Genomic DNA, 9,755 nt, shown 5'->3' with positions numbered 1-9,755 from the left:
GTCGCGGGGATCAGGCCGAGCTTGACCTCGCTCAGGCAGTAATGCGCCGTGTCCACGCTGACAGCCATGTCGCAGGCTGCCACCAGGCCCATGCCACCCGCATACACGTCGCCCTGCACGCGGGCAATGGTCGGCTGTGGGCATTCGTAAATGGCACGCAACATGGCGGCCAGCTCACCCGCATCGGCCAGGTTTTCGCCCTGGGTGTAGTCGGCCATGCGGCGCATCCAGTTCAGATCGGCACCGGCGCAAAAGGCTGGGCCCTCGGCAGCCAACACCACGCAGCGCACGGCGCTGTCTTGGGCCACTGCCAAAAAAGCATTTTTCAGCTCGGCAATGACTTCGTCGTTGAACGCGTTGCGCACATCCGGGCGCGACAGCGTGATGGTGTGCACGCCGTTTTGGGTCAAAATTTTCAGTGCTGTGCTCATGCTTTGTGCGCCTGTTCTGCTTGAAGGAAATAAACCATGTCCAGCGCCGGGCAAGGCTGGCCCATGGCGGTCAGTGCAGCCGTGATTTGGGCCGTATTCATTGTGGCCATGTGTCCAGTCCTCCTAAAGTTTTGAGCGATTCAAAATCGGCATCGCAGTGCAGCAGCGTGTGGCCGTGGGTCATGCAATAGCTGGCCAAAAGCACGTCGATGGGGCTGCGCACGGTGCGGCCAGATTGGCGCAACCGTTGATAGAGCGTGGCCGCATGCAGGGCGTTATCGAGGCCACCAATTTCCACCACTTCCAAGTCCAACAGAAGGTCCCGCACTCGGGCCTGGGCACTAGCCGTGGAAAAGCCTCGAACCACTTCAAAAATAACCAGATCGGCTACACCAATGTCGGGCGGTCCATCTTCCCCAGTGAGCCAGCGTTCTAACTGTTGGGTCTGTGCGTTGATCGTGCCTCGAAAGTGATCGATCAGTACGCTGGAGTCCACCAAAATCATGCTGACTTGCCTTTCCCACGCAGCTTGGTTTCAGTACCTGCTTGGGATTTTCGAGCTTTAACAGCCGGCTTGACCGCATAAGTCGCAACAGGTTCTTGCACGGTCTCTGCAAGTTGCGTCTCTTCGCGCGCCTTGGCCCAGGCTTCGTCGGAGTCGTCCCAAAACAAAGTGCCACGCGCAGCCAACAACGCCGCATAGGCCTTCTTGCGCTTGAGCAAACGCAAACCCTCTTCGACCGCTTCTTTTTTCGTCTTGAAGCCGCCTGCCGCCATGGCAGCGGCCATTAAGTCGTCGTCAATTTCAATGTTGGTTCGCATGCGCAGAGCCCCTTAATGTGTATGAGTTCAAAAAATCATACACATCACATGCGGAAAAGTCCAAATTTTGTCTCGGGAATGGGAGCGTTGAGCGATGCGCTCAGGCCCAGCGCCAACACGCGGCGGGTGTCGGCCGGGTCGATGATGCCGTCGTCCCAGATGCGGGCGGTGGCGTAGTAGGGGTGGCCTTGCACCTCGTATTGCTCTTTGATGGGGGCCTTGAACGCGGCCTCTTCGTCGGCGCTCCACTGGCCGCCCTTGCCCTCAATGCCATCGCGCTTGACGGTTGCCAAGACGCTGGCCGCCTGCTCGCCGCCCATGACGGAGATGCGGGCGTTGGGCCACATCCACAAAAAGCGAGGGCTGTAAGCGCGCCCACACATACCGTAATTGCCCGCACCAAAGCTGCCGCCAATGATGATGGTGAACTTGGGCACTGCAGCAGTGGCCACGGCCGTGACCATCTTCGCACCGTTGCGGGCGATGCCTTCGTTTTCGTATTTGCGGCCCACCATGAAACCGGTGATGTTCTGCAAAAAGACCAGCGGGATCTTGCGCTGGCAGCACAGTTCGATGAAGTGCGCGCCCTTGAGCGCCGACTCGCTGAACAAGATGCCGTTGTTGGCGATGATGCCCACCGGCATGCCTTCGATGCGGGCAAAGCCACAGATTAAGGTGGTGCCAAAGCGCGATTTGAATTCGTCGAACTCCGAGCCATCGACGATGCGCGCAATGATCTCGCGCACATCAAAGGGTTTGCGCGTGTCGGTCGGGATCACGCCATACAACTCCTGCGCATCAAACAGCGGCGGCACAGGCGCGTGTGTGGCGATGTTGGGGGCCTTTTGCGCGTTCAGGTTTTTCACGGCTTGACGCGCCAAGGACAGCGCGTGCACATCGTTTTGCGCCAAGTGGTCGGCCACGCCCGACAGGCGCGTGTGCACATCACCACCGCCCAAATCTTCGGCACTCACCACCTCGCCGGTGGCGGCTTTGACCAGCGGCGGGCCGCCCAAAAAGATGGTGCCCTGGTTTTTGACAATGATGGTTTCGTCGCTCATGGCGGGCACATACGCCCCGCCCGCTGTGCACGAGCCCATGACCACCGCGATTTGCGCAATGCCCTGCGCGCTCATGTTGGCCTGGTTGAAGAAGATGCGGCCGAAGTGGTCGCGATCCGGAAAGACTTCGTCCTGGTTCGGCAGGTTGGCACCGCCAGAGTCCACGAGATAAATGCAGGGCAAGTGGTTTTGCTGCGCGATCTCTTGCGCCCGCAAATGCTTTTTGACCGTCATCGGGTAATAAGTGCCGCCCTTCACCGTGGCGTCGTTGCACACGATCATGCAGTCCACGCCGCTCACGCGGCCAATGCCCACGATCACGCCCGAGCTGGGCGCGTCGTTGTTGTACATGTTGAGGGCGGCCAGCGGCGCGACTTCCAAGAAGGGCGTGCCGGGGTCGAGCAGCATCTGCACACGGTCACGCGGCAGCAGCTTGCCGCGCGCGGTGTGCTTGGCGCGGGGCGCATCGCCACCGCCTTGGGCCACACGCTCCAAGTGGGCGCGCAGGTCATCGACCAAGGTCCGCATGGCAGCGGCGTTGGCCTGAAAGTCGGCCGAGCGGGGGTTCAGTTGAGAGTGCAAAACAGTCATGTGTCTTCCTTGGCTGTGGCCCTGGGCACACGGCAAACACCGCGCCTGTGGGCAATGCTTGTCAGCTTAAGACCTGCGCGCGGTTGGGGGGTGTCAAATTGGTTGCAAATCGTGCCACAATTTCACGACCGATGAACCCTCACTCACCAGCCCCATTGCGGCCTTCCGTCACCGGCCGCGCCGAGACACCCATGGCCTTTGTCCAATCCATTGCGCAGGCTTACACCCAGCGCGAAATGGACCCGCTGCCCGCCTTGACTGAGGCACAAATTGCGCCAGAGACCCTGCATCATCCCAATGCGCGCATCACCGCCTTGCAAATGGAATGGCTGTCGGCCACAGCCATGCAGGCCTTGGACGACGAAGCCTTGGGTTGGTTCAGCCGCCGCTTGCCTTGGGGCAGCTACGGCATGCTGGTGCGCGCCTCGCTGACCGCGCCCAGCTTGGGTGTGGCCCTGCAGCGCTGGTGCCGCCACCACGGCCTGCTGACCGACGACATCCACCTGCAAGTCAGCACCGAAGCGGGTGTGGCGCACCTGCAATTGCACGAAACCCGCCCGCTGGCCTCCCTGCAAGAATTTGCGGTGGTCTCGGTGCTGCGCAACGCTTTAGGCGTGGCCTGCTGGCTGACCGACTCGCGCATTCCGCTGGTGCAAACCACCCTGCGCTTTGCACCGCCACCTCACGCCGACAGTTACCGCGTGCTATTTGACGGCCCCACGCAGTTCAACGCGCCCATGCACAGCCTGCAGTTCGACGCGGGTTACCTGAACTTGCCTGTGCGCCGCGACGAAGCCGCCCTGCAACGCATGCTGCAACGCGCGCTGTTGCTCACCGTGCGGCCCTACCGACGCGACCGACTGCTGGTGGAAAAAGTGCGCCAAACCCTGGCCGAACACCCCGAACACAGCCGCAACGCCGCCGACCTGGCGGCCTGGCTCAACCTGTCGGCGCGCACCTTGCACCGGCAACTCAAGGAAGAAGGCGCGAGCTTGCAGCAGCTCAAAGACGCGGTGCGCCGAGACCTGGCCATGGACCTGCTCTTGCGCACGCAACGCCCGATCAAACAAATCGCAGCCGAGGTGGGATTTCAGAACGAGAAGAGCTTCATGCGGGCGTTCAAGGGGTGGACAGGTCAAACCCCGCAAGCATTCCGAGAACACCCCTAAAGGCCATACGCCTCACTGAACTGGGGCTTTTTCGGGCAAACGCCTCAGCTGCGACTGGGTCAGTGCCGAATACAGTGGCTGACTGATCAGCCTTGAAATACCACTCGCGATCAAGGCGCTGGCCATCAAACTGAGCACCAATTCATGGCCAGTGACCATCTCCATCACAATGATGAAAGCGGTCAACGGGGCTTGCGTGACCGCCGCCAAAAAGCCCGCCATGCCCAGCGCTATCAAGGTGGGCGCGTTGGGGTACTGCATCAGCATGGCCAAGTCATTGCCCAGCGCTGCGCCAATGGCCAAAGCAGGGGCAAAGATGCCCGCGGGCACACCGGCCCAAGTGGTCAGCCAAGTCACGACCACTTTCAACAGCACATACAGGCTGGACACGTCGTCGGTGTTTTCGAGCATGGCTCGGGTGTGGGCGTAACCACTGCCAAATGTTGCACCGTGGGTGCTCAGGCCAATGATGGCGATCAGCAAACCGCAACCACCCGCAAACCAGATGGGCGACGTGCGCCGAAACGCATGCACCCAATGGGTCGAGGTGGTGTGCAACGAGTAGATCAGCAGCCGGGCAAAAAGCCCGCCAAAAATCCCACTGAGCACCGCCACCACCATGCCCGGCAACACCAAACCGAAGCTGATGTTTTCCACCCGCAGCTCGCCAAAGTGAGACTTGTTGCCGTAGGCCGATACAGCCATCATGCCGGCCAAAATAATGGCCGCCATCAACAGGCCGCTGCGGCGGTCTTCTGGGCGGCGAGACAGCTCTTCAATCGCAAACATCACACCGCCCAAGGGAGTGTTGAAAGCCGCCGCAATGCCCGCTGCGCCGCCTGCCAAGATCAGCCCCGAGTCCTTGATGGGCGAATTGGGCGACAACCAACGGCGGGCGCTGTGCATGACGCCCGCAGCAATTTGCACCGAAGGCCCCTCACGCCCCAAAGACAAGCCCGCCAACAGGCCCGATGCGGTGAGCACCACCTTCATGATGCTCAATTTCAAAGACACATAAATCGACCGGTGCTGCGGCAGCGTCTCCACCGACAAAGCGGCCATCACCTGGGGAATACCCGAGCCCGCCGTGCCCACCACAAAGCGCCGGGTGACATACACAATGGCCATGGTCAACAGCGGCGTCCACAGCAAGGGCCACCAAAAGCCATGCCGATAGACCACAAAGAAGGTGGCCAAAGCATGCTCCGACAACCAGGTGAAAGCCACCACAGTCAAGCCCGCCAAACTCGCGAACAACAACACCACCAGCCGATCCGACCACAAGCGCCAATCGGCCAGCTCTTTTTTGACAGCTTTGAAGAACTCAGGTGGGCGGTACATGCACTTTTTCCAGAGTCAAATCAAACGAGGCGCAAATCGCCCATGGCCGTGAACACCCGCGCTGCCCCGGCTTGCACCAAGGGTTCGTGAGCGGCTGGAGGCGCCGCATAAGCCCACACGGTGGCACCCGCTGCCACGCCTGCCGTGATGCCCACAGTGGTGTCTTCCACCACCAAACAGCGCGCTGGGTCGACCCGCAAATGGGCAGCAGCGGCCAAGTAAACATCGGGGTGGGGTTTGCTGCGGGGCATCTCGTGGCCGCTGAAAATGCGGCCTTCAAAAAACCCGATCAGGCCCACTTGCTTGAGCATCATCTCGACCTTGAACCGGTCTGCGCCCGATGCCACCGCAATGCTGCCTTGGCAGTGCGCGTGCAGGTGCGCCACTGCTTCGTGCACGCCTTCAATGGCGGTGATGCTTTGCGTCAAGCGCTCATTGCGCCGGGAAAAAAACTGCTCCAGCCACGCATCGGTGAGGGGCTGGCCGGTGTGGGCCTCGATGGTGGCGCGCTGGCTTTTGACGGTGTGGCCCACAAAGCGCTGCATGCACTCGGCCAGCGTCATGCGCCAGCCTTGCTCTGCAAACATGTCGCGCAGCACGCCGCAGGTGATGGCTTCGCTGTCCACCAGCACACCGTCGCAGTCAAACAAAATGGCTTCAAAGTTCATGGCGTGATCATACGAGCAGGTTTAGGGCGCACATCAAAGCACGTCGCCATCCACATAAAACCAGCGCCCCTCTTCGTGCACAAAGCGGCTGCATTCGTGTTGACGCACCGCCTTGCCACCCACCCGAAAGCGCGCCACGAATTCGACCTCGGCGGTGTCAGCACCTGTCACCCGGTGCTGTTTGATCTCCAAGCCCAACCACTTGCCACCTGTTTCGAGCGTCAGCTCGGCGGGGCGCTGGCTGCTGTGCCAAGTGGCCAGCAGATAGGACGCATTGTTCAGCACAAAGGCGCTGTAGCGCGATCGCATCAGGCTTTCGGCATCGGGGGCGTTCTGGTTGGCGTGGTGCGGGCCGCAGCAAGTGTCCAAGCTCAGTGCTTGGCCTTTGGGGGTGGTGCGACCGCAGGGGCAGTGTGTCAATTTCATGGGCTCTTTTGCAGGTCGGTGGGTTTAGCCCCGACCAACCTGAATGGTCCACCATGTCGGGGCTGAAGCCGCCGACCTACATAACACGGTCATCACGCGCCTTTGCGCGACGCGCTTTCGGCTTTGTGTTGTTCCATGGTGACGATGGGTGCCGCGGCTTTTCTCCAGGCTGTGAATCCGCCGTCGATGTGAGCCACATTGGTCATGCCCATGTCTTGCAGAGTTTTGGCGGCCAAGGCGCTGCGCCAGCCTGCACCGCAAAACAGGATGAACTGCTTGCCTTCGTCGGCGAAAACGGGCTTGAAGTAGGGCGAGGCCGGGTCCACCCAGAATTCGAGCATGCCCCGGGGCGCGAGCAAAGCGCCTGGTAAGGTGCCTTCGCGTTCGAGCTCACGCGGGTCGCGGATGTCCACGATTTGCACGGTGGGGTCGCTCAGGCGTGCTTGCACCTCGGCCACGCTGTGCGTGGTGACCTGGGCCATGGCCTCGTCGACGAGGACTTGGAATCCTTTGGTGATGGGCATGTGTGTCTCCTTGTTTTTAGGGGGATGTTTGAGTGCGGGCTGCTCGCCTGGGTCATTTGCGCCAGAAGTGCGAGCTGAACAAGACCAGCACCGACAACAACTCCAGTCGGCCCAGCAGCATGGCAAAGCTCAAAACGCCCAACTGAAAAGGATTCAGCCCGCCGTAATTGCCCGATGGCCCGACCTCGCCCAAACCGGGGCCGATGTTGTTGACGGTGGCGATCACGGCCGAAAACGCGGTCACGATGTCCATGCCGCTGAGCAGCAGCAGCATGCTCAAGCCCATGGTGGCACCGCCATAAATCAGCATGAAACCGAGCACAGCCGTCATGACCGACATGGGCATCACTGCGCCACCGAGCGTGACCGGATTGATGACCCGTGGGTGAATGATACGCACCAGCTCCCGACGCGCTTGCTTGACCAGCAAGACCATGCGCACCATCTTGATACCGCCGCCGGTGGACCCCGCGCACGAAGCAAAGCAACCCAAAAACATCAACAAGATCGGGGCAAAAACCGGCCACTGGGCGTAATCGGTGGCGGCATAGCCGGTGGTGGTGGCCAGCGACACCACATGAAATGCACTGATGCGCAGCGCCTCCAAAAAATTGTCGTACACGCCATGGGCCAACAACAACACCGTCACCAGCAAAGTGGCTGCCAGCAGGACCGCCAAATAGGTGCGAATTTCTCGGTCGCTGGTGATGGGCTGCAAGGACCGGCTGCGCAAGACGACAAAATAACGCACAAAGCTGATGCCGGCCAAACTCATGAACACAATAGCGACCCACTCGACCATGGGCGAATTGAAGTGGCCAAAACTGGCGTCGTAAGCAGAAAAGCCTCCCAAGCCCATGGTGGTGCACATGTGCATGAACGCATCGGCCCAGCTCATCCCCGCCCAGCGGTAAGCCAACAAACAAGCGCCTGAAAACAAAAAGTAAACGCCCCAAAGCCCTCGGGCGGTCTCGGAAATGCGAGGGGTGAACTTGGTGTCTTTCATGGGGCCAGGGGTTTCGGCCTTGTACAGCTGCATGCCGCCCAAACCCAACATGGGCAACACGGCTACCACCAGCAGCATGATTCCCAGTCCCCCGATCAGCTGCAAAAAGCAGCGCCAGATGTTCACCGAGACAGGCAAGTGGTCCAGCCCCGACAATGCCGTGGCCCCGGTGGCTGTGAGCGCACTCATGGCTTCAAAGTAGGCCTTAAACCAAGTGATCTCGGGCACCAAAAACATGAGCGGCAATGCCGAAAACGCGGGCAACACCAACCACACCAAGTTGACCAGCAAGAAGCCGTCTTTGGTGTGCAACTCGCGCCGGTGGCGCTGCGTGGCAGCGGCCAAGGCCAGCCCGCTGACGGCCGTCAGGCCAAAGCCCAGCAGCCAGATCCATTGCCGGTCGTGGTGGTCTTCAAACCAGGCCCAGATGCCAGGCACCAAAAAGGCGATCGAAAAGGCAACCAAAATGCGTGCCAACAAGGACAGCACGGGGAAAAAAGTCTTGCGCATCAACCAAAGAAGGTCGCACTGACCTGAAAGAGTTTCTCCACCGCACGCACATCGCTTTTGTTGGGGATGAACAAGATGATGTGGTCATCGGCCTCGATCAGGGTGTCGTGGTGCGGCATCAGGACTTCGGACTTCTTGCCCTCGCCGCGCACAATCGCCCCCATGCTCACGCCTTTGGGCAGCTTGACTTCCTCGACACGCCGGCCCACCAGCTTGGAGGTCTTGATGTCGCCGCGCGCAATGCCCTCCAAGGCCTCTGCTGCGCCCCGGCGCAGGCTGTGCACCGCCGCCACATCGCCCCGGCGCAGGTGCGCCAGCAACTCGCCGATCACGGTTTGCGCGGGCGAAATCGCGATGTCGATGGTGCTGCCTTGCATCATGTCGGCATAAGCGCGGCGGTTGATCAGGGCCATGACGCGCCGCGCGCCCATGCGTTTGGCCAGCATAGCGGACATGATGTTGTCCTCGTCGTCGCTGGTCAGGGCCAGGAACAAATCCATATCGCCCACGTTTTCTTCCTGCAGCAAGTCCTCGTCTGCCCCATCGCCGTTCAGGATCAGTGTGCTCGACGGCAATTGGCTGGCCAGGTATTCGCAGCGTTTTTTGTCGCTCTCGATCAGCTTCACGTCGTAACGGTCTGCCACGCTGCGGGCCAGTCGCAGGCCCACCTTGCCTCCACCCGCCAACATCAAACGCTGAACCGGTTGGTCCGTTTTGTGGATGCCAGACAACACGATGGGAATCGTGCGGGTGTCGGCCAGCACAAAGACCTCGTCGCCCGGCAAGATGCGGGTCTCGGGCAAGGCCTCCACTTGGGCGTCTTGTCGGTAAAGGGCGACCACGCGCATCTCGGCATGTGGCAAGCGCTCACGGAATTCGGAAATGGTGTGGTTCACCAACAAGCTGCCTGCGCCCGCCCTGACCACAATCAAGCTGACACGCCCCTCGGCAAACTCAAGCACCTGCAAAGCTTCGGGGTACTGGATGAGTTGCTCGATGTAGCGCATCACCGACTCTTCAGGGCAGATCACATGGTCCACCGCAAAACCGGATTTGCCCAGCAGCGCATCGCCTTCGTTGAATTCAGGCGAACGCAGGCGGGCAATGGTGGTGGGCACATTGAAGAGGTCGTGAGCGATCTTGCAAGTCACCAAATTCGACTCATCGGCCGCAGCGCAAGCAATGACCATGTCGGCATCTTGGGCC

Annotated in this window: 11 protein-coding genes; 1 reads left to right on the top strand and 10 read right to left on the bottom strand. The window is 60.6% G+C overall.

The features are described 5' to 3' along the window. The 4 genes from Q0341_RS03825 to Q0341_RS03810 form a co-directional block, all read right to left on the bottom strand. On the bottom strand, positions 1-431 hold a 431-nt coding region (locus tag Q0341_RS03825), incomplete at its 3' end, for an enoyl-CoA hydratase-related protein (RefSeq protein ID WP_299510694.1). Positions 432-528: 97 nt separating this feature from the next. After that, on the bottom strand, positions 529-936 hold the full coding sequence (locus Q0341_RS03820) for a PIN domain-containing protein (protein ID WP_299510692.1): 408 nt from the start codon (positions 934-936) through the stop codon (positions 529-531). Next, positions 933-1,253: a type II toxin-antitoxin system VapB family antitoxin gene (locus Q0341_RS03815; RefSeq protein ID WP_299510690.1), complete on the bottom strand. Its 321-nt coding sequence runs from the start codon at positions 1,251-1,253 to the stop codon at positions 933-935. The genes Q0341_RS03820 and Q0341_RS03815 overlap by 4 nt, the downstream gene beginning before the upstream one ends. 44 nt (positions 1,254-1,297) lie before the next feature. Then, positions 1,298-2,905, bottom strand: coding sequence for a carboxyl transferase domain-containing protein (locus Q0341_RS03810; protein ID WP_299510688.1), 1,608 nt, complete (start codon positions 2,903-2,905; stop codon positions 1,298-1,300). A 131-nt stretch (positions 2,906-3,036) separates the two neighbouring features. Here Q0341_RS03810 and Q0341_RS03805 point away from each other — a divergent pair, with 131 nt between their 5' ends. Further along, on the top strand, positions 3,037-4,074 hold the full coding sequence (locus tag Q0341_RS03805) for an AraC family transcriptional regulator (protein WP_299510686.1): 1,038 nt from the start codon (positions 3,037-3,039) through the stop codon (positions 4,072-4,074). 12 nt (positions 4,075-4,086) lie between these two features. On the opposite strand, the gene Q0341_RS03800 is transcribed toward Q0341_RS03805, so the two are convergent. The 6 genes from Q0341_RS03800 to trkA form a co-directional block, all read right to left on the bottom strand. After that, on the bottom strand, positions 4,087-5,415 hold the full coding sequence (locus Q0341_RS03800) for a chloride channel protein (RefSeq protein WP_299510684.1): 1,329 nt from the start codon (positions 5,413-5,415) through the stop codon (positions 4,087-4,089). Between the two features lie 20 nt (positions 5,416-5,435). Then, positions 5,436-6,083 carry an HAD family phosphatase gene (locus Q0341_RS03795; RefSeq protein WP_299510682.1) on the bottom strand — a complete coding sequence of 216 codons (648 nt, stop codon included), beginning with the start codon at positions 6,081-6,083 and terminating at the stop codon, positions 5,436-5,438. A gap of 33 nt (positions 6,084-6,116) precedes the next feature. Further along, the gene (locus Q0341_RS03790) at positions 6,117-6,509 is read right to left on the bottom strand and encodes a YchJ family metal-binding protein (RefSeq protein WP_299510680.1); all 393 of its coding nucleotides are present in this window, start codon (positions 6,507-6,509) and stop codon (positions 6,117-6,119) included. 92 nt (positions 6,510-6,601) lie between these two features. Then, complete coding sequence (locus Q0341_RS03785; protein ID WP_299510678.1) at positions 6,602-7,033, bottom strand: rhodanese-like domain-containing protein; 432 nt, start codon at positions 7,031-7,033, stop codon at positions 6,602-6,604. A 52-nt stretch (positions 7,034-7,085) separates the two neighbouring features. Further along, positions 7,086-8,549 (bottom strand): potassium transporter TrkG, encoded by a 1,464-nt coding sequence (locus Q0341_RS03780; protein ID WP_299510676.1) that lies wholly within the window; start codon positions 8,547-8,549, stop codon positions 7,086-7,088. Beyond that, the coding region (trkA, locus tag Q0341_RS03775; protein ID WP_299510674.1) for a Trk system potassium transporter TrkA at positions 8,549-9,755 on the bottom strand (1,207 nt) is incomplete at its 5' end. The genes trkA and Q0341_RS03780, both read right to left, overlap by 1 nt.

Origin of the sequence: uncultured Limnohabitans sp., assembly GCF_937889215.1 — a bacterium.
Classification (GTDB): domain Bacteria; phylum Pseudomonadota; class Gammaproteobacteria; order Burkholderiales; family Burkholderiaceae_C; genus Limnohabitans_A.
The sequence above is the reverse complement of the archived record's forward strand: the minus strand, read 5'-3'. Positions and strand labels throughout refer to the sequence as shown.

Excerpts from the sequence above, each read along its gene's own strand:
- Q0341_RS03820 (WP_299510692.1), bottom strand. The coding sequence starts at position 936 with ATGATTTTGGTGGACTCCAGCGTACTGATCGATCACTTTCGAGGCACG.
- Q0341_RS03815 (WP_299510690.1), bottom strand. The coding sequence starts at position 1,253 with ATGCGAACCAACATTGAAATTGACGACGACTTAATGGCCGCTGCCATG.
- Q0341_RS03810 (WP_299510688.1), bottom strand. The coding sequence starts at position 2,905 with ATGACTGTTTTGCACTCTCAACTGAACCCCCGCTCGGCCGACTTTCAG.
- Q0341_RS03805 (WP_299510686.1), top strand. The coding sequence starts at position 3,037 with ATGAACCCTCACTCACCAGCCCCATTGCGGCCTTCCGTCACCGGCCGC.
- Q0341_RS03800 (WP_299510684.1), bottom strand. The coding sequence starts at position 5,415 with ATGTACCGCCCACCTGAGTTCTTCAAAGCTGTCAAAAAAGAGCTGGCC.
- Q0341_RS03795 (WP_299510682.1), bottom strand. The coding sequence starts at position 6,083 with ATGAACTTTGAAGCCATTTTGTTTGACTGCGACGGTGTGCTGGTGGAC.
- Q0341_RS03790 (WP_299510680.1), bottom strand. The coding sequence starts at position 6,509 with ATGAAATTGACACACTGCCCCTGCGGTCGCACCACCCCCAAAGGCCAA.
- Q0341_RS03785 (WP_299510678.1), bottom strand. The coding sequence starts at position 7,033 with ATGCCCATCACCAAAGGATTCCAAGTCCTCGTCGACGAGGCCATGGCC.
- Q0341_RS03780 (WP_299510676.1), bottom strand. The coding sequence starts at position 8,549 with ATGCGCAAGACTTTTTTCCCCGTGCTGTCCTTGTTGGCACGCATTTTG.